The following is a 19,010-nucleotide window of genomic DNA, read 5'->3' as shown; positions in this document are numbered from 1 at the left end:
ATTTTTCCTTGAGTGATGCCTTGAAAAAAGGTATTTGTAGCTTAACTTGATAAAAGAACAAACATCATGCCTTCGATAACCGTAGAACCCTGCACCTTTGCCCTCTTTGGCGCCTTGGGTGATCTGGCGCTGCGCAAGTTATTTCCTGCCCTCTATCAACTTGATGGCGCCGGGCTGCTGCACGACGACACGCGCATCCTGGCCCTGGCCCGTGAAGCCGGTTCCGAGCAACAGCACCTGGCCCATATCGAAAAAGAACTGCGCAAGTACGTCGGCAAGGAATTGGACGAAAGCATCGCCCAACGTTTCCTGGCGCGCCTGACCTATGTCCACGTCGACTTCATGAAGGCCGACGACTACGTGGCCCTGGCTGAACTGGCCGGCACCGAGCAATGCCTGATCGCCTATTTCGCCACGCCGGCGGCGGTGTATGGCGCGATCTGCGAGAACCTGTCCAAGGTCGGCCTGGCCGAAAACACCCGCGTGGTGCTGGAAAAACCCATCGGTTCGGACCTGGAGTCCTCGCGCAAGGTCAACGACGCCGTGGCGCAGTTTTTCCCGGAAAACCGCACCTACCGCATCGACCACTACCTGGGCAAAGAGACCGTCCAGAACCTGATCGCGCTGCGTTTCGCCAACAGCCTGTTCGAAACCCAGTGGAACCAGAACTACATCTCCCACGTGGAAATCACCGTGGCCGAGCAGGTAGGTATCGAAGGCCGTTGGGGCTATTTCGACAAGGCCGGCCAACTGCGGGACATGATCCAGAATCACCTGCTGCAACTGCTTTGCCTGATCGCCATGGACCCGCCGGCCGACCTGTCTGCCGACAGCATCCGTGATGAGAAGGTCAAGGTGCTCAAGGCCCTGGCGCCGATCAGCCCGGATGGGCTGACTACCCAAGTGGTACGTGGCCAGTACATCGCCGGTTACAGCGCCGGCAAGGCCGTGCCGGGTTACCTGGAAGAAGACAACTCCAACACCCAGAGCGACACGGAGACTTTCGTCGCGCTGCGTGCCGATATCCGCAACTGGCGTTGGGCCGGGGTGCCGTTCTACCTGCGTACCGGCAAACGCATGCCGCAAAAGCTGTCGCAGATCGTTATCCACTTCAAGGAACCGTCCCACTACATCTTCGCCCCCGAGCAGCGCTTGCAGATCAGCAACAAGCTGATCATCCGCCTGCAGCCGGACGAAGGGATTTCCTTGCGGGTGATGACCAAGGAGCAGGGCCTGGACAAGGGCATGCAACTGCGCAGCGGGCCGCTGCAACTGAATTTTTCCGACACCTATCGCAGCGCACGCATCCCCGATGCCTACGAGCGGTTGCTGTTGGAAGTGATGCGCGGCAATCAGAACCTGTTTGTCCGTAAAGATGAAATCGAAGCCGCGTGGAAGTGGTGTGACCAGTTGATCGCCGGGTGGAAAAAATCCGGTGATGCGTCCAAGCCGTACGCGGCGGGTTCCTGGGGGCCGATGAGCTCCATTGCACTGATCACGCGGGATGGGAGGTCGTGGTATGGCGATATCTGAATTGAAACTGCCTCGGGGCGTAACGGCCCACGAGTACCGCACCCCGGTGCTGTTGGCCGAAGGCCTGGCCCTGGATGTAGCCGAACAACTGCGCGCGGCCATCAGTGCCCGTGGCGAAGCAACGTTGGTGGTATCCGGTGGCCGCAGCCCCGTGGCGTTTTTCCAGCACCTGGCCAAGCAAGGCCTGGACTGGTCCAACGTCACCATCACCCTCGCCGACGAGCGCTGGGTGCCAGTGGAACATGCCGACAGCAATGCTGGCCTGTTGAAACAGCACCTGTTGCAAGGTCCTGCGGCCAAGGCCAGGTTCCTCAGCCTGTACAGCGCCGCAGCCAATCTCGAAGACGCTGCCGAGCAGGCCGATCGCCTGCTGGCCGAATTGCCGGCAATTGACGTACTGGTACTGGGCATGGGCGATGACGGCCACACCGCCTCGCTGTTTCCCAACAGCCCGAACCTTGCCCAAGCGTTGCAGGCCGACGGTACCCGCCGTTGCTGGCCGATGCTTGCGCCAACCGTGCCACACCAGCGCCTGACCATGAGTCGTGCGCTGCTGGCCACGGCCAAGTACACCGTGCTGTCGATTTCCGGCAGTTCGAAATTGACCACCTTGAGCGCCGCCCTGGCCAGTGACGACGTTGCTGCCATGCCGATTCGCGCGTTTTTGCAACCTACATTAGAGATTTACTGGTGCCCATGAGCCAAGGATCAGCCGCTATGAAAAGCCCTCAACCGACCGTGTCCATGGCGGATAAAGTTGCCTTGATCGACAGCCTCTGCGCCAAGGCGCGGATCCTGCCGGTGATCACCATCGCCCGCGAACAGGACATCCTGCCGTTGGCCGATGCCCTGGCAGCCGGTGGTTTGACCGCATTGGAAGTGACCCTGCGTTCCGAGTTCGGCCTCAAGGCCATTCAGGTGCTGCGCGAGCAGCGCCCTGAACTGTGCACCGGTGCCGGCACCGTGCTCGACCGTCACATGCTCGAAGCAGCCGAGGTTGCCGGCTCGCAATTTATCGTCACCCCCGGCATTACCCGCGACCTGCTGGAAGCCTCGGTGCACAGCCCGATCCCGCTGTTGCCGGGCATCAGCAATGCCTCGGGCATCATGGAAGGCTATGGCCTGGGTTATCGCCGCTTCAAGCTGTTCCCGGCGGAAGTCAGCGGCGGCGTGGCGGCCATCAAGGCCCTGGGCGGCCCGTTCGGCGAAGTGAAATTCTGCCCGACCGGCGGCGTCGGCCCGGCCAACATCAAAAACTACATGGCGTTGAAAAACGTGATGTGCGTGGGCGGTAGCTGGATGCTTGATCCTGAGTGGATCAAGAACGGCGACTGGGCCCGCATCCAGGAAGTCACCGCCGAGGCGCTGGCGCTGCTGGATTGATCTGATTTACCGAATCGTTGTTGCTGTGCTTAACGGCATTTTTGCGGTGCACTTGGTCGGTGTACCGCTTTTTTTTGCCTGCAAAAAACCGTGAGGCCACCACATTTTCAGTCTGTGCTCAGTTCGGTAATGGCGTTGACCAGCACATCAATGTCCGCCTTTGATGTGAGCAACCCCGGCGTCACCCGGATGCACGTACCAAACGCCGCCCCGGTGCGCGTGGTGGTGAACAGGCCGTAATCCTTGAGCAACCGATCCACCATCACCTGCTGGTCACGCCCGCTGAATTTGAATGCGGTAATCCCGCAATACAGCCGTGGATCATCCGAAGTCAGCACCTCAATGCCTTTGAGGGGGCGCGCCTGGCTTACCCACAGATCGCGCAGGTAATTGACCCGCGCACCTTTGGCCGCCGCGCCCCCCAATGCCTGATGTTCTTCAAACACCAGTGGCAAGGTCATCAAGGCCGGAAAGTTTGGCGTGCTGTAGGACGTGCGTGCGCGCACGTCCGTGATGGGGTAGTGGAACTCACCCATGTCCGGGTCGATATCTGCGAGGCGTTCCGGGGCGATGTACAGAAAACCCAGGGTCAGCGGCGCGCCGATCCATTTATGCAGGTTAAAGCCAGCGAACTGGATGCCCAGCTCGGCGAGGTTGAAGTCGATCTGGCCCAGGGCATGGGCGCCGTCGAGAATCACGTCGATACCCTGTTCACGCGCCGCCTCGGCGATGGCTGCAATGGGCATCACCAGGCCTGTGCGGTGGGTGACGTGGGTCAGCGCCATCAGCTTTATACGCGGGTACTCAGCGAAGGCGGTGCGATAGGTCTGCAACAGGTTGTCGAAACTGGCCGGGTGCGTGTGGGAAAGCTCAATCACCTCGACACCGCGAACCCCGGCCAACCAGCGCATGGCGCCCTTGACGGTGTCGTACTCCAGATCACTGATCAGCACTTGGTCGCCCGGTTGCAGGCGGTTGTAGTTGCGAATCAGCGACTGCAAGGCTTCGGTGGCGTTGCGGGTGAAGGCGACCGACTCCGGGTCCACATCGATCAACTCGGCCAATTGGCGGCGGATCTCGACGTTTTCGCCTTGTTCGAAGCGCTGGCGCACGTGTAACGAATTGCTGCGGTTGATAAACGCCACGTGGTCCAGGTACTGCGCCTGGACTGCACGGCTCATGCGCCCGAAGTAGCCGTTTTCCAGATTGATCGGACCCGGTTCCAGGTCGTAGCGCTGGGCGATGGCCTGCCAGTGCAGTTCGTTGTCAGCATTGCGTGGCATGGCGACGCTCCTGATTAATGACGCGGGGCAGGCTTGCCGTGCTTGGCGCGCAAGGGGTCGAGCAGTTCCGACAAACCGTTGTGGTCGATTTCCTGCATCAAGGCCAGCAAACCGCCCAGCTCGCCGTGGGGGAAACCCTCACGGGCAAACCAATTCAGGTAAGGGCCCGGCAGGTCAGCGATGATCCGGCCCTTGTATTTGCCGAAGGGCATTTCGCGGGTGATCAGCAATTCGAGTTTTTCGGGGTTCATGGGGACGTCAGTGGCGTGAGTCGAGACTTCGGAAAATACAGGCATTCTGCATGAAGGCCAAATGACAGATCATGCAAATAACGTACATACAGATGGTTCAAATATTTTTAAGTTGTTGAAATTAAACATAAAAACTGTTTTTCAAAACCTGGCACGAGCGCTGCAATCATTAAGACAACCCTTCGTAACCTGCCTGAGGAATTGAAAAATGACTGACATCAATAAAGAATCGATCTCCGTACTCAACGACCTGATCGAGACCAGCATCGACGGCCAGAAAGGTTTCAAAGAATGCGCAGAAGACATCAAGCACCCAGAACTCAAGGCGCTGTTTGCCAAGCGTTCCGCTGATTGCGCAACCGCTGCCGCCGAGCTGAAAACCGCCGTACGTGCACTGGGCGGTGATCCGGAAGACTCCGGCAGCATGGCCGGCGCCCTGCATCGTGGTTGGGTCGATGTGAAGTCGATGCTCACCGGTAAAGATGAAGAGGCTGTGCTGAACGAAGCCGAGCGCGGTGAAGATCACGCACTCAAGGCTTACAAGGAAGCGATCGAGAAGATCAACAAGCACAACCTGCTGGGCATCCGTGACCTGGTTGAGCGTCAGTACCATGGCGTACAGCGCAACCACGACCAGGTGAAAGCCCTGCGTAACCAGGCTCGCGCTCAGTCGTAAGTCGAATGCGGTAAAAAAATGTGGGAGGGGGGAAGCCCCCTCCCACATTTGTGTTGTGTGGGCCTTGAGTCAGCCGATGCTGATTGGCGGCAGCTCGGTCAACGTTACAACCTGCTGCTTACGCGGTGCGAGAATCTCGGCTTCGCCATCCACCACCAGCTCATCGCGCTGGTTGAACACGCGAGTGGCAATACGCACGCGGAATTTCGGCAGTTTTTCAAGGATTTCCAGGCGCACCGTCAGTGTGTCGCCGATCTTGACCGGCTTCTGAAAGCTCATCTGCTGGCCGATATAGATAGTGCCCGGCCCAGGCAGCTCGCAGGCCACCGCTGCGCTGATCAGCGCACCGCTGAACATGCCGTGGGCGATACGCTCCTTGAACATGGTCGCCTTGGCGTATTCGGCGTCCAGGTGCACCGGGTTGTGGTCGCCGGACATGGCGGCGAACAGCTGGATATCGCGCTCTTCTACAAGTTTGCTGTAGCTGGCGGTCTGGCCGACTTCCAGGGCTTCGTACGGGGTGTTGGTTACCTGTGTCATCTAAAGGTGCATCCTGTGGCTAATCGGTAATTATCGGCCGATTTTAAACGGCTGATTTTAAAAGAAAAGTTATTCGCAGTGAGCCGGCCTGCGCAAGGTCAGGGCCTGGTCGAGCCACGTCAGTACATCCGCGATAACGGCATCGCGGTTGGTTTCGTTGAACACTTCGTGACGCGCCTGCGGGTAGATATTCAATTGCAGATGCTGACAGCCGGCCTCACGTAGCGCATGGGCCAGGCTTTTGAGACGCTTGCCCTCACTCACCGGATCACATTCGCCGCCCATCACCAGGATCGGCAGCCCCGGATCGATCTGGACGAGATTGGACGCTTTGCTGATTTGCTGCAAGCCGCCCAGCAGGTCGATCCACAGTTGGTTGGTACACCGGAAGCCGCACAGTGGATCGTTGATGTACTTGTCTACTTCAGCCGGGTCACGGCTGAGCCAGTCGAACGCCGTGCGGTTGGGCTTGAATGCTTTGTTGAACGAGCCAAATGACAGGAACTCGATCAACGCACTGCGCCCGCGCGCACCCTGGCGCAAACGCTCGGCCCGCGCGATCACCCGTGCGGCGCGGTACAGCGCCACCGGCTGGAAATTCGAACCACTGAGAATCGCCCCGTGCAGGCTGGCGCTGTGATGCAGCAGGTAGGCCTGGGCTATATAGCTGCCCATGCTGTGGCCCAGCAGGATAATCGGCAGCCCCGGTTGCTGCTGGCCGATGTGCTGATTGAGGCTGGCCAGGTCGCCCACTACTTTGTTCCAGCCATCCTTTTCGGCGTAGAGCCCCAAGGTACCTTCGTCGGCGGTGCGGCCGTGGCCACGCTGGTCCGGTGCATACACGCCATAGCCAGCGCCACATAACGCTTCGGCCAGCCGCGCATAACGCCCGCTGTGCTCAGCCATGCCGTGGGACAGCATGACCACGGCGTGAACCGGGCCTTCAGGCATCCACTGATTGACGTACAGGCGACTGCGGTCATTCGCGGTCAGCCAGAAGGTGCTGTGGTTCATGGCGCTTCCTTTCTTCAAGGTCTGCTCGGGGTCGTTGCAGTGTATAGCTCATCTGCCGAGGGCCGGGGTATCTGCCTACGCATCAGCGGCAAGATTCATACAATCAATGACACGATTTAGCGTATTTGCCTGTTTGGTCATAGCTGCTAACGTCCCCAAAGCTCCGCTTTTTTTAAGCGGCCGGACACACTCAGGTAAGGGGACAAGAATAATGCAACCTGGTTTCTGGAATGACAAACGCGCGGCGGGCGTTCCCAATGATATCGACCTCACGGCCTACAAGTCGGTGATCGAAGTCTTCGAACGCTCGTGCAAGACCTTCGCCGACCGTCCGGCCTTCAGCAACATGGGCGTCACCCTGACCTACGCCGAGCTTGAGCGCCAGAGTGCGGCGTTCGCCGGTTACCTGCAACAGCACACCGACCTCAAGCCCGGCGAGCGCATCGCCGTACAGATGCCCAACGTGCTGCATTACCCGATTGCCGTGTTCGGCGCCCTGCGCGCCGGGCTGATTGTGGTCAACACCAACCCGCTGTACACCCCGCGCGAGATGCGCCACCAGTTCAAGGACGCCGGCGTGCGTGCGCTGGTCTACCTCAACCTGTTCGGTGCGCGGGTGCAGGAGGTGTGCAGCGACACCGAGATCGACTACCTGATCGAAGCCAGGATGGGTGACTTCCTGCCCGCCGCCAAAGGCTGGCTGGTCAACACTGTGGTCGACAAGGTCAAGAAGATGGTCCCGGCCTACAGCCTGCCGCGTGCGGTGTCGTTCAAGCGTGCGCTGCGCATGGGCGCCGGCCTGGGGATCACGCGTCATCCGGTGACCCTCGATGACGTCGCCGTGCTGCAATACACCGGCGGCACCACCGGCCTGGCCAAGGGTGCGATGCTGACCCATGGCAACCTGGTGGCGAACATGCAGCAGGCCCGTGCGTGCATGTCCCAGGTTGGCGACGACGGCCACCCGTTGATCAAGGAAGGGCAGGAGGTGATGATCGCGCCGCTGCCGCTGTACCACATCTATGCCTTCACCGCGAACTGCATGTGCATGATGGTCACGGGTAACCACAACGTACTGATCACCAATCCACGGGACATCGGCGGGTTTATCAAGGAGCTGAAAAAGTGGCGCTTTACCGGGTTGCTGGGGCTTAACACACTGTTTGTGGCATTGATGGACCATCCGGAATTCAAGACGCTGGACTTCTCCCACCTCAAACTCACCAACTCCGGTGGCACGGCACTGATCAAGGCCACAGCCGAACGCTGGCAGCAAATCACCGGCTGCACCATTGGCGAAGGCTACGGCCTGACAGAAACCTCGCCAGTGGCCAGCACCAACCCTTATGGCAATAAATCGCGCCTCGGCACCGTGGGCATCCCCGTGCCGGCTACCGCGATGAAAGTGATTGATGATGAAGGCGTCGAGTTGCCGCTGGGCGAACGCGGCGAGCTGTGCATCAAGGGCCCGCAGGTGATGAAGGGTTACTGGCAGCAGCCGGCTGCGACCGCCGAGACCCTGGACGCCGAGGGTTGGCTCAAGACTGGCGACATTGCGGTGATTGATGAGGACGGCTTTGTACGTATTGTCGACCGCAAGAAAGACCTGATCATCGTCTCGGGTTTCAACGTGTACCCCAACGAAATCGAAGACGTGGTGATGGCGCACCCGGCGGTAGCCAACTGTGCGGTGATCGGCGTACCGGACGAGCGCACGGGGGAGGCCGTGAAGCTGTTTGTGGTGGCACGGGCCGAAGGCGTGAGCCTTGAAGAATTGAAGACCTACTGCAAGGCCAACTTCACGGGGTACAAGGTGCCCAAGCAGATTGTGTTGCGCGATTCGTTGCCGATGACGCCGGTGGGCAAGATCCTGCGGCGGGAGCTGCGCGACATCGCCTGATCTTGAATTGAAATGTAATTCAAATGTGGGAGGGGGCTTGCCCCCGATGGCAGAGTATCAGTCACTGCATCTGGTGACTGGTCCGCTGCCATCGGGGGCAAGCCCCCTCCCACATTTATTTAATGTTGTTCTGGAAGCCTTGTTCCAGAGCCTTCTGTCGGGGGATTTCAGCTACGATTAAAGTGTGACTAAATATTGTAGGACAGTCATGTTTATGACTGTCGAGCCCTCTTTAGGCTCTAGTCGGCCCTTGGCAAAGCTGCTACTCTCGGCGCGCTTTGTGACGTCTAGGCCTGCTTGAAAGCGCCAGATTCACCTTAAAAAAACATACACCAATAATAATCGCATCAAATGCGATGATGAATTCGCGTCGCTGACGTCGCTGAGGAGTGGGCTTCCATGAACGAAGACTTTTGGAAGGATAAGTACCCCGCCGGGATTGCTGCACAAATCAATCCAGACGAGTATCCGAATATTCAGGCGGTACTGAAGCAGTCCTGCCAGCGCTTCGCCAACAAACCGGCCTTCAGCAACCTGGGCAAGACAATCACCTACGGTGAATTGTACGAACTGTCCGGCGCCTTCGCCGCGTACCTGCAACAACACACCGACTTGAAGCCCGGCGATCGAATCGCTGTGCAACTGCCCAACGTCCTGCAATACCCGGTCGCGGTATTCGGCGCCATCCGCGCCGGCCTGATCGTGGTCAACACCAACCCGCTGTACACCGCGCGGGAAATGGAACACCAATTCAACGACTCCGGTGCCAAGGCCCTGGTCTGCCTGGCCAACATGGCCCACCTGGCGGAAAAGGTCGTGCCCAAGACCGCCGTCAAGCATGTGATCGTCACCGAAGTCGCCGACCTGTTGCCGCCGCTCAAGCGTCTGCTGGTCAACAGCGTCATCAAGTACGTGAAGAAAATGGTCCCGGCGTATCACTTGCCTCAGGCGATCAAGTTCAACGACGTGCTCGCCAAGGGCCACGGTCAACCGGTCAGCGACGCCAGCCCGGCCAGCAGCGACGTGGCCGTGTTGCAATACACCGGCGGCACCACCGGCGTGGCGAAGGGCGCGATGCTCACCCACCGCAACCTCGTCGCCAACATGTTGCAGTGCAAGGCGCTGATGGGCTCCAACCTCAACGAAGGCTGCGAGATCCTGATCACGCCGCTGCCGCTGTACCACATCTATGCCTTCACCTTTCATTGCATGGCGATGATGCTCATCGGCAACCACAACATCCTGATCAGCAATCCGCGCGACCTGCCTGCTATGGTCAAGGAGTTGTCGAAGTGGAAGTTCAGCGGTTTTGTCGGCCTGAACACGTTGTTCGTGGCGCTGTGCAACAACGAAGGCTTCCGCAAGCTGGACTTCTCCGCGCTGAAAGTCACCCTGTCGGGCGGCATGGCCCTGCAGCTGGCCGCCGCTGAACGTTGGAAGGCCGTGACCGGCTGTGGCATCTGCGAAGGTTACGGCATGACCGAAACCAGCCCGGTAGCCACCGTCAACCCGATCCAGCATATCCAGATCGGTACCATCGGCATTCCGGTGCCGTCTACCGTGTGTAAAGTCATTGCCGACGACGGCACTGAGTTGGCGCTGGGTGAAACCGGCGAGCTGTGCGTCAAGGGCCCGCAAGTGATGAAGGGCTACTGGCAGCGCCAGGACGCCACCGACGAGATGCTCGACAGTGAAGGCTGGCTCAAGACCGGCGACATCGCGATCATCCAGCCGGACGGCTACATGCGCATTGTCGACCGCAAGAAGGACATGATCCTGGTCTCCGGTTTCAACGTGTACCCCAACGAGCTGGAAGACGTGCTGGCAGGCCTGCCTGGCGTGCTGCAATGCGCGGCCATCGGTGTGCCGGACGAAAAATCCGGGGAGATCATCAAGCTCTTCATCGTGGTCAAACCGGGCGCCACCCTCACCAAGGACCAGGTGATGGAGCACATGCGCGCCAACGTCACTGCCTACAAGGTGCCCAAGGCGGTGGAGTTCCGTGATGCATTGCCGACCACCAACGTGGGCAAGATCCTGCGTCGTGAGTTGCGTGATGAAGAACTGAAGAAGCTGGGCCTTAAAAAATAACCCGCCAAATAGAAATGCAATCCAATGTGGGAGTGGGCTTGCTCCCGATAGCACTGGTTCAGTCAACACATACTGTGACTGACCCACCGCCATCGGGGGCAAGCCCCCTCCCACATGTTTAACCGTGTTTTACAGCGCGAAATGCGCGAAGCTTACGTTAGCGCCTGAGGGGCGCACGTCTTTCAAGAACGAATCCTTGTCTGCGCTCAGCTCCAACGTAATCTCCGGCTTGCGCTTGCCCGCATTGCGCACCACCAACCCTTCGATGTGCTCGCGCAGAAACGCCGTCGGCACCTTCAGGTGCAGCAACTGGTCGGTCTCGGCGTTGTGCATCAACAGGTGGATCCACTCGTACTGGCCGACGGCAATGCGGCCCAGCGGCAGGTCGAACCACCAGATATTGCGCTTGCGGTCCAGGTCGGTGAAGTGGCAGTTGTTGACGCCGAGTACGGCACCGCCCAGTTCGGTATTTCTGCGGGCAATGGCCTGTGCTTTATTGAGTTTCATAACCTTCCTACGGGATCTGTTATCCAGCGTTATAGCCTGAATGTGCCGGGCATTCTCGTGGGTTGGCTCCCAAACATAAAGCCAAACCTGCCGCTTTCGACGAAATGCCCGCCGAAAATAATTGAAACTCTGCCGAAGGGCCCCGGGTCAATCTCTAGGTAATCACCAAAACCCTTGATTGTTCTTTCGGAGAAACACCATGAGCAGCACATCGGATAAGGCAAAAGGCTTGGCGAACGAAGCGGTCGGCAATATCAAGCAAGGCGTCGGCAAAGTCACCGGCAACGACAAGCTGCAAGCGGAAGGTGTGATCCAGGAAAAGAAAGGCGAAGTGCAGAAAGCGGTCGGCGATACCAAAGATGCGGTAAAAAAAGCCACCAAGTAAGCCTGCGTCACTGGCTGTGTTCCTACAGCCCCGCGGCCATCCACGGATGGCCGTTTTTGTATCTGACGATGCAACTAAACTTTCGTAATTGTTTCAAAGTCGCCAAATGGGCTACTTTGATGTAGAAAACGGCCCCTGAGTCGCCCACGAACTTAACCTTTTTGCGGCGAAAGGAGACGCTATGATCTTTCCGGTTCTCGATGGTCTCAAGCTGCACAAAGTGCTGATACGCACCGTCAAGGAATTCGTCGACGACGAAATGCCCACCTACGCCTCGGCACTGGCCTACCAGATGCTGTTCTCGCTGTTTCCCTTCCTGCTGTTCCTGATTGCCCTGATCGGTTTCCTGCACTTGCCCGACTTTTTCACCTGGCTGCGCCTTCAGTCGGAACTGGTGTTGCCGCCCCAGGCCCTGGAGCAGGTCAACCCGGTGATTGACCAGTTGCAGCAATCCAAGGGCGGCCTGCTGTCGGTGGGTATCGTGATTGCGCTGTGGACTGCTTCGGCGGGCGTGCGGCTGATGATGAGTGCGATGAACGCGGCCTACGACGTGGTGGAAGGCCGGCCGATCTGGAAGCGTTTTCCGCTGTCGATTTTCTACACCGTGGGCATCGCCGGCATGCTGCTGGCCGCTGCTGCCTTGATGGTGCTCGGCCCACAAGTGATGGAATGGGTGGCGGGGCAGATCGGCATGCAGGAGTTCGTGGTCACCTTGTGGACCATTCTGCGCTGGCCGCTGATTGTGATTTTGCTGATGTTCGCCGTGGCCCTGATGTATTACGTAATGCCCGACGTCGAACAGAAATTCCGTTTTATCACCCCAGGTTCGGTACTCGCGGTGGTGGTCTGGATCGTGGCCTCACTGGGCTTTGGCTATTACGTCAAAACCTTCGCCGACTATAACGCCATGTATGGCAGTATCGGTGCGATCATCGTGTTGCTGCTCTATTTTTACATTTCCGCTGCTGTGCTGCTGCTCGGTGCTGAGATGAATGCGGTGATCGAACACATGTCGGCCGAGGGCAAGGATCCTGGTGCAAAAGAGTTCGACGAACCCGGCCACACCGATGAAAAACAGCATGTCTCTGGCCTCGGCCGTGACCACTCCAAGCCCACTCCCGTTGAGCCTGATCAATGATCCGTGAAATCCTGAAAATGGGCGACGAGCGCCTGCTGCGTATCGCGCCACCGGTCCCGCCGGAGATGTTCGACAGCCCAGAGCTGTGGCAATTGATCGATGACATGTTCCAGACCATGGAACACGTCGGCGGCGTAGGCCTGGCAGCGCCGCAGATTGGCGTCGACCTGCAATTGGTGATCTTCGGTTTCGAAGCCAGCGAACGTTACCCGGACGCGCCGCCGGTGCCGCAGACCATCCTGATCAACCCGTTGATCACGCCCCTCAGCCCCGTGCTGGAAGAGGGTTACGAAGGTTGCTTGTCGGTACCCGGCCTGCGCGGTGCGGTGGATCGTTACCAGCAGATCCGCTACGAGGGTTTCGATCCCAAGGGCGAGCCGATCGTGCGCATTGCCGACGGTTTTCATGCGCGGGTGGTGCAGCACGAGTGCGATCACCTGATTGGCCGGTTGTATCCGTCGCGGATTACCGACTTCAGCAAGTTCGGGTTTATCGAAGTGATGTTTCCCGACATGGACCCCACGGCTGACGACTAATCTCACTCTACCGGGCGATCACACATTATCCGAGGTCGACCTCACCAACGGTTCTAAGCCCATGGCAATCATCGGTTTGTTGCGCTTGTAACGCACCAGCCGTTCGCTGAGAGATTGGGGCAGGATGGTGTCCTGGCTGAACCCCATGCGCTGATACAGGCGTTCCAAGTCTGGATGGCACAACAGCCATACTGTGCCTTCCACTTCCGCCACTGCTTGATGCACCAAGCGCGCCGCCAACCTCTGGCCGCGATACTCCGGCGCCACAAACACCCCCGTCAGCCACTGACCGCCTATCACCGGCGTCAAGCACAAGCCGGCGACAATCTCGCCCTCGCGTACCACCCATAAACGTCCGCCTTTGAGCGCCTTCATCGACGAGTTGTGGCTGCGGTAAAACTTGTTCAGCAGCGGCCACAAAGGCTCTGCCAGCAGATCGATGGACAACTCAGTCATTGTGTTCAGACAGGCGTGATAAAGGGGCGGGGATTATAAACCCCTTCTGCCGGGTGATCGGTGTTATACCCAGTGCTACATCCCCTTTCAGTGGAGCACGCATCATGGCCAAAGGTATGGATTCAAAGAAAGCCGCGAAGAAAAAACCGGCAAAGACCGCCGATGAAAAACGCGCCGACAAGAAAACCAAGAAATCCGAGAGCGGTTTGTTTGGGCACTGATCACCGTCCAGCCCATGGATCTTCAGCGGCTTTTAACCCCTGTGCGGCTTAGATCGCTGCCAGGGTCTCTTTTACGCTATGCGCCGGATCAGTGGCTTTCGCCGCTACCTGCTGCTCTTGCTGCTGCTTCAGCCGCTCGGTCACTTGCTTGGAAATCGCGTCCTGTTTTTCCTGGGACATGTTCTGTACGTCCGCCTCGGTCAAACCCTGCTCCTTGAGCAATTGCTCACGGATGCGCTCGGCCGGGGATTTGCTCATGTACTCAGTGAATTCCGAGCGCGCGCCAGTGGTGGACGTGGTGGCGGGCGTTTCGGTCGAGGAGGCGGTGGCGGTCGTGGAGGCTTGCAACTGCACACGAGTCTTGGCAAAGGCTTCGTCGATGCGGTCGGTGGCTTTGTCCAGTTCCTTCTGCGCGACGGGCACAGTCACACTTTGTTGTGCGGCTTGCACGGCGCCGCTGTACAGCGCGCTGGCGGCGGCGTTGGCGGGGTCCATGTCGGGGCGCTTGAGCTGTTGGACGGTCGATATAGCTTGGGTGTTGTTGTTAACCAACATGATCGGTCACCTGGGAAAATGTACGGTGCGACAGCTGGAGCAAATAGCGTGCCGGGCGTAAAAGCCCAGGTTTTACTGGGGCTGGCCCAGCTGCAGCGGCAATGGCTGGCCCTCAACGGCCAGCCGTTGCCGCCTAAAGCGGGGGCGAATACATGCACAGCATCACGCGCATGTCCTCAATTGTGACCGTCGAGGGCGAAGGTCTGGAAGCCCGAATGCTGGCTGAGGCGTTCGTAGTACGCCGCGATGGCGGCGTAGCGTGGGTGTTCCATCGGGGTCATCTGCCAGCGGTGCACCGAGAGCCCGATAAGGATGTCGGCGAGGGTGAATTCGTCGCCGGCGACGTAGGCATTTGTGCGAATAAGCTGCTGTTCCAGCAGGCCCATCTTGTCGTTCCAGGCCTGTACGCCGGCGGCGAGGCGGTGCGGGTCCTGGTAGTCCGGGTGCTTGCGTACCAGCGCATGAAACGCATAGCCCCATGAAGGGTTGAGCTCGGTGGCCTGCCAGTCCATCCATTGCTCCACCCTGGCCCGTGGCGCGGGTTCGGCGGGCAAGAGGTCGTGGCGTTGGTAGAGGCTGACCAGGTAGCGGCAGATGGTGTTGGACTCCCACAACACGCCGTGGTCGTCGATCAATACCGGTATTTGCGCATTGGGGTTCAGGGCAAGGAATTCGGGGGATTGGGTGGGGGTGTAGCCGATGCCCCAATCTTCACGCACGTAGTCGATGCCCAGTTCGTGGCAGGTCCACAGGACTTTGCGCACATTGATCGACGAAGTACGGCCCAGAATCTTCAGTGAGTGTCCCATGGTGCTTCCCTTGCATTTGGAGAGCAGCCAATCTAGCAGGGGTCGCAATCGACGGCGATATTTCCAGGCGGGAGCGGTAAAAAAATGCGGGTCTCAACAGCGCGGTGTGTGCTGGTCCATGGCCTTGCCAACCAGCAGGACCGAGAGCTCACTCAACTGATGAATAGCCAATGCCACATCACGCTGTTTTCCGCTGAGGTCATCGGACAGGTCAAGCAACAAGGTGCTGACCGAACATACGGTTTCGTAGCTGTTGATCAATAGTGTTTCGGTGGAGACATCGGGGATTACGGTGAAGAGCGTGCCTGATGGTTTTTCGACGGATTTCAGCATTTCAGTGCTCCTGGTCCAGGGAGTCCAAAGGAGGGCTTCTAAACCCGATCACCGAAACATTCAGCGACCGGTAAACCTTAGAGACCGCCACCCAGGTGCACAAGCCAGCTGATTCTGACGTAAGTGTAGGCAATCGGGCGTAGTGCTCACAGCAATGTCAGTCCGGTCCTACAAGCGTCCTACGTGCTTTCCCGCACCTGCAACTCAAACCCCATATCAACCACCGGCTTTGCGATCTTGTTGCCCGCCATGATCGTCAATAAATGCTCCGCTGCACGTCGACCAATCGCCTCACGTGGTGTGCTGATGCTGCTCAAGCGCGGCACCATAAAGGACGACGCGGGCAGGTCGTTGAAGCCCAGCACCGCCACGCGCTCTGGCACCTTGATGCCATGGCGCATGGCTTCGAGCAGCGCGCCCTGGGCCAAGTCATCGTTGCCGAAGAAAACTGCATCCACGTCCGGATGGGCAGCCAGTAACTGCAGGAACAACTCGCCGCCCAGGCCCACGGAGGAAGGACGCGGCGTCAGCAGTTCCAGCGCCGGGTCGTACATCCCCGCCTGTTGCAGGGCGCGGCGGAAGCCTTCGCCACGCAGCAGGGTGCGTTGGTCCAATTGTGCGCCGATGTAGGCCAGACGCTTGCGGCCACGGGACAGCAAATGCGCCGCGGCTGTTTCGCCGGCGGCCAATTGCGAGAAGCCCACGCAGTTCACGCCTGCATTCGGGTCCAGGTCCATCATATAAACGCAGGGCACATTGCTCGCCTCGACCATTCGTCGGGCGCTTTCGGTGCGGTCGAAACCAGTCAGCAGCAAACCCCGTGGCTGGTAGGCCATGTAGTTGCGCAGCAGGTTTTCTTCTTCATCCCGGGAATAGTGAGAGTTGCCGATCAGCACTTCGAAGCCCTTGGGCCGCAGCACCTGGTGGATGGCTTCGAGGGTTTCGATAAACAGCAGGTTGGACAACGACGGCACCAATACCACCACCGAATGGCTCTGAGCCGAGGCCAGGGCGCGGGCGGCGGGGTTGACCACGTAGTTGAGTTCGGCGGCGGCATGCTGCACTTTTTCTACCAGTTCAACGGCCACGGTGCTGATGCCGCGCAGCGCGCGTGAAGCGGTAATCGGGCTGACGCCAGCCAGACGGGCGACTTCGTTGAGGGTCGGGCGACCCGTAGTGCGCGTATTTTTATCGTTCTTAGAGGTCATCAGGCGGCTTGCCAAACAAAAATCGAGGCACTAAGGTAGCGCTGTCTCCAAATGGCTGCAAATTATTGAATGCTGGGTTGCCTGATCCGGTTCAAATGATTGGAGCGGATGCACGCGTCACTCCATAAAAATGACAAGACGGCGCGGGAAAAGCCTGTTTTTGCACTAGCCTTACAGCGTGCAAAGGTAGCGCTATCTGCGTCCTGAGGTGTTTCATGAGTCAACCTGTTACTGCCCTGGTCATCATGGGTGTTGCCGGCTGTGGCAAGACCAGTGTCAGCGAGGCCCTGTGCCGGCTGAACGGCGCCACCGCGATTGAAGGCGACAGCTTTCACCCTGCCGCGAACATCGAAAAGATGAGCGCCGGCCACCCTCTCAACGACGACGACCGCGCCGGCTGGCTCGACATCCTGTGCGCTGAACTGCGCCGCTCGCTCAAAGCGGGTGAACATCCGGTGCTGACCTGTTCGGCGCTCAAGAAAAAATACCGCGACCACCTGCGCGAAGCCGCGCCGGGCCTGGGTTTCGTATTTCTTGAGCTGACCCGCGAAGTGGCCTCCGACCGTGTGTCCCATCGGCCCGGTCATTTCATGCCGGCAAGCTTGATCGACAGCCAGTTCGCCACCCTTGAATCGCCCGTGGGCGAGCCGCTGACCCTGGCCCTCAACGCCAGTGAAGACAGTGTCGAGGAACTGGCCGAGCAGACCAACGCCTGGTGGCTGCAACACGGTTTTGAACGAACTCAATAATTTTTTGCCGGAAAAGATAGCGCTATCCCCGGCGATAAATTGAATACCCGCTTTAATAACAACAACAAACAGGAGAGACCCCCCATGTTTGGCATGTCCCACGAGTCGTACCTGCTACTAGACGCAGTCGTCACTATCATCGGGTTGATCGTTCTGATCACCAAGTTCAAGGTCCACCCGTTCATCGCACTGATCATCGCGGCCGGTTTCCTCGGCCTGACCTCGGGCATGCCCGTGGACAAGATCATCAAGGCCTTCCAGGACGGCTTCGGCGGGGTGCTCGGCTTTGTCGGCATCATCCTCGCGCTGGGCACCATGCTCGGCAAGATGATGGCCGAGTCCGGCGGCGCCGATCAGATCGCCCAAACCCTGATCCGCGCCTTTGGCAAAGAGAAGGTCCAGTGGGCCATGATGTTCGCCGCGTTCCTGGTGGGCATCCCGCTGTTCTTCGAAATCGGTTTTGTACTGCTGATCCCGCTGGTGTTCATCGTGGCGCGCCGCACCGGCGTGTCGCTGATCAAGATCGGCATCCCGCTGCTCGCCGGCCTGTCGGCAGTGCACGGCCTGGTGCCGCCGCACCCTGGCCCGTTACTGGCCATTGGCGTGTTTGGCGCGGACATCGGCAAGACCATCCTGTACGGCCTGATCGTCGCACTGCCGACCGCCATTATCGCCGGCCCGATCTTCGGTACGTTTATCGCCAAGTACATTCCGGGCAACCCGTCTCAGGAACTGGTCGACCAACTGGCCCGCGAGACCGATAACAAGTCGCTGCCGAGCTTCAGCGTCACCTTGATCACCGTGCTGCTGCCGGTGTTCCTGATGCTGCTCAAAACCTTCGCCGACATCGCGTTTGCCGAAGGCAATGTGGTACGCAACTGGATGGACATGATCGGTCACCCGATCAGCGCGCTGCTGTTGGCGTTGCTGCTGTCGCTCTACACCTTTGGCACGCGCCAGGGCATCCACTCCAAGCAAATCCTCAAGCTGCTCGACGCCAGCCTCGCGCCGACCGCCGCAATCATCCTGATCATCGGTGCCGGTGGTGGCTTCAAGCAGATGCTGGTGACCAGCGGCGTGGGTGACGTGATCGGCCATATGGCGGTGAACGCGCAGATCAACCCGATCCTGCTGGCGTGGCTGGTGGCGGCGGTGATTCGTATCGCCACGGGTTCGGCGACGGTCGCCACCATCACGGGCGCGGGCATTGTGGTGCCGGTGGTGGGGATGATCCCAGGGGTCAACCGCGAGCTGCTGGTGTTGGCGACGGGGGCGGGTTCGTTGATCCTGTCGCACGTCAACGATGCAGGGTTCTGGCTGGTGAAGCAGTATTTCAACATGACCGTGGCCGAGACCTTCAAGACCTGGACGGCGATGGAGACCATCCTGTCGGTGGTGGCGCTGATCTTCATCATGTTGCTGTCGTTGGTGGTGTAAGCCAC

21 protein-coding genes are annotated in these 19,010 nt (G+C 59.1%); 11 read left to right on the top strand and 10 right to left on the bottom strand.

The genetic code is table 11. The features are described 5' to 3' along the window. Positions 1-66: 66 nt before the first annotated feature. The 3 genes from zwf to AOA60_RS16995 are packed head-to-tail and all read left to right on the top strand — an operon-like array spanning position 67 to position 2,916. Positions 67-1,533: a glucose-6-phosphate dehydrogenase gene (zwf, locus tag AOA60_RS17005; protein WP_099585440.1), complete on the top strand. Its 1,467-nt coding sequence runs from the start codon at positions 67-69 to the stop codon at positions 1,531-1,533. Continuing rightward, on the top strand, positions 1,520-2,233 hold the full coding sequence (gene pgl, locus AOA60_RS17000; protein WP_099585439.1) for a 6-phosphogluconolactonase: 714 nt from the start codon (positions 1,520-1,522) through the stop codon (positions 2,231-2,233). The genes zwf and pgl overlap by 14 nt, the downstream gene beginning before the upstream one ends. A 17-nt stretch (positions 2,234-2,250) precedes the next feature. Next, complete coding sequence (locus tag AOA60_RS16995) at positions 2,251-2,916, top strand: bifunctional 4-hydroxy-2-oxoglutarate aldolase/2-dehydro-3-deoxy-phosphogluconate aldolase (protein WP_099585438.1); 666 nt, start codon at positions 2,251-2,253, stop codon at positions 2,914-2,916. 107 nt (positions 2,917-3,023) lie between these two features. On the opposite strand, the gene AOA60_RS16990 is transcribed toward AOA60_RS16995, so the two are convergent. After that, positions 3,024-4,199: an aminotransferase class V-fold PLP-dependent enzyme gene (locus tag AOA60_RS16990; protein WP_099585437.1), complete on the bottom strand. Its 1,176-nt coding sequence runs from the start codon at positions 4,197-4,199 to the stop codon at positions 3,024-3,026. Between the two features lie 14 nt (positions 4,200-4,213). Next, the gene (locus AOA60_RS16985) at positions 4,214-4,450 is read right to left on the bottom strand and encodes a DUF3820 family protein (RefSeq protein WP_099585436.1); all 237 of its coding nucleotides are present in this window, start codon (positions 4,448-4,450) and stop codon (positions 4,214-4,216) included. 208 nt (positions 4,451-4,658) lie between these two features. Here AOA60_RS16985 and AOA60_RS16980 point away from each other — a divergent pair, with 208 nt between their 5' ends. After that, positions 4,659-5,126: a PA2169 family four-helix-bundle protein gene (locus AOA60_RS16980; protein ID WP_099585435.1), complete on the top strand. Its 468-nt coding sequence runs from the start codon at positions 4,659-4,661 to the stop codon at positions 5,124-5,126. A gap of 69 nt (positions 5,127-5,195) precedes the next feature. Here AOA60_RS16980 and AOA60_RS16975 read toward each other — a convergent pair whose 3' ends face one another. Together AOA60_RS16975 and AOA60_RS16970 are read right to left on the bottom strand one after the other, a co-directional pair. Further along, positions 5,196-5,666 (bottom strand): MaoC family dehydratase, encoded by a 471-nt coding sequence (locus AOA60_RS16975; RefSeq protein ID WP_010208208.1) that lies wholly within the window; start codon positions 5,664-5,666, stop codon positions 5,196-5,198. A 69-nt stretch (positions 5,667-5,735) separates the two neighbouring features. Continuing rightward, positions 5,736-6,680, bottom strand: a complete 945-nt coding sequence (locus AOA60_RS16970; protein WP_099585434.1) for an alpha/beta hydrolase — start codon at positions 6,678-6,680, stop codon at positions 5,736-5,738. A 211-nt stretch (positions 6,681-6,891) separates the two neighbouring features. On the opposite strand from AOA60_RS16970, the gene fadD2 reads away from it, so the two are divergent. Together fadD2 and fadD1 are read left to right on the top strand one after the other, a co-directional pair. Next, entirely contained in the window at positions 6,892-8,580 is a 1,689-nt protein-coding gene (gene fadD2 / locus AOA60_RS16965; RefSeq protein WP_099585433.1) for a long-chain-fatty-acid--CoA ligase FadD2, read from the top strand. 399 nt (positions 8,581-8,979) lie between these two features. Continuing rightward, the gene (fadD1, locus tag AOA60_RS16960; protein WP_099585432.1) at positions 8,980-10,671 is read left to right on the top strand and encodes a long-chain-fatty-acid--CoA ligase FadD1; all 1,692 of its coding nucleotides are present in this window, start codon (positions 8,980-8,982) and stop codon (positions 10,669-10,671) included. A gap of 129 nt (positions 10,672-10,800) precedes the next feature. Here the strand turns inward: fadD1 and AOA60_RS16955 are convergent, their stop codons facing one another. Then, on the bottom strand, positions 10,801-11,178 hold the full coding sequence (locus tag AOA60_RS16955) for a hypothetical protein (protein ID WP_099585431.1): 378 nt from the start codon (positions 11,176-11,178) through the stop codon (positions 10,801-10,803). Positions 11,179-11,377: 199 nt separating this feature from the next. On the opposite strand from AOA60_RS16955, the gene AOA60_RS16950 reads away from it, so the two are divergent. The 3 genes from AOA60_RS16950 to def all read left to right on the top strand — a co-directional run bounded on the left by AOA60_RS16950 (position 11,378) and on the right by def (position 13,237). After that, positions 11,378-11,563 (top strand): CsbD family protein, encoded by a 186-nt coding sequence (locus tag AOA60_RS16950; RefSeq protein WP_099585430.1) that lies wholly within the window; start codon positions 11,378-11,380, stop codon positions 11,561-11,563. A 181-nt stretch (positions 11,564-11,744) separates the two neighbouring features. Next, positions 11,745-12,701: a YihY/virulence factor BrkB family protein gene (locus AOA60_RS16945; RefSeq protein ID WP_099585429.1), complete on the top strand. Its 957-nt coding sequence runs from the start codon at positions 11,745-11,747 to the stop codon at positions 12,699-12,701. After that, a complete protein-coding gene (gene def, locus AOA60_RS16940; protein ID WP_099585428.1) occupies positions 12,698-13,237 on the top strand; it encodes a peptide deformylase in 540 nt (179 codons plus the stop codon). Before AOA60_RS16945 ends, def begins: the two co-directional genes overlap by 4 nt. A gap of 18 nt (positions 13,238-13,255) precedes the next feature. On the opposite strand, the gene AOA60_RS16935 is transcribed toward def, so the two are convergent. The 5 genes from AOA60_RS16935 to AOA60_RS16915 form a co-directional block, all read right to left on the bottom strand. Next, the gene (locus AOA60_RS16935) at positions 13,256-13,693 is read right to left on the bottom strand and encodes a GNAT family N-acetyltransferase (RefSeq protein ID WP_099585427.1); all 438 of its coding nucleotides are present in this window, start codon (positions 13,691-13,693) and stop codon (positions 13,256-13,258) included. A gap of 269 nt (positions 13,694-13,962) precedes the next feature. Continuing rightward, complete coding sequence (locus AOA60_RS16930) at positions 13,963-14,469, bottom strand: hypothetical protein (RefSeq protein WP_099585426.1); 507 nt, start codon at positions 14,467-14,469, stop codon at positions 13,963-13,965. Positions 14,470-14,645: 176 nt separating this feature from the next. Then, positions 14,646-15,278, bottom strand: coding sequence for a glutathione S-transferase family protein (locus AOA60_RS16925; RefSeq protein WP_099585425.1), 633 nt, complete (start codon positions 15,276-15,278; stop codon positions 14,646-14,648). Positions 15,279-15,371: 93 nt separating this feature from the next. Beyond that, on the bottom strand, positions 15,372-15,611 hold the full coding sequence (locus tag AOA60_RS16920; RefSeq protein ID WP_099585424.1) for a DUF6124 family protein: 240 nt from the start codon (positions 15,609-15,611) through the stop codon (positions 15,372-15,374). 179 nt (positions 15,612-15,790) lie between these two features. Then, a complete protein-coding gene (locus tag AOA60_RS16915) occupies positions 15,791-16,822 on the bottom strand; it encodes a LacI family DNA-binding transcriptional regulator (RefSeq protein WP_178075374.1) in 1,032 nt (343 codons plus the stop codon). A 212-nt stretch (positions 16,823-17,034) separates the two neighbouring features. Between AOA60_RS16915 and AOA60_RS16910 the strand changes: the two genes are divergently transcribed. Then, positions 17,035-17,568: a gluconokinase gene (locus AOA60_RS16910; RefSeq protein ID WP_099585422.1), complete on the top strand. Its 534-nt coding sequence runs from the start codon at positions 17,035-17,037 to the stop codon at positions 17,566-17,568. Positions 17,569-17,652: 84 nt separating this feature from the next. Beyond that, positions 17,653-19,005, top strand: coding sequence for a GntP family permease (locus tag AOA60_RS16905; protein WP_099585421.1), 1,353 nt, complete (start codon positions 17,653-17,655; stop codon positions 19,003-19,005). The last annotated feature ends 5 nt before the right edge of the window (positions 19,006-19,010 follow it).

This window comes from Pseudomonas sp. 2822-17, from assembly GCF_002742485.1.
GTDB lineage: Bacteria > Pseudomonadota > Gammaproteobacteria > Pseudomonadales > Pseudomonadaceae > Aquipseudomonas > Aquipseudomonas cyclaminis.
The sequence above is the reverse complement of the archived record's forward strand: the minus strand, read 5'-3'. Positions and strand labels throughout refer to the sequence as shown.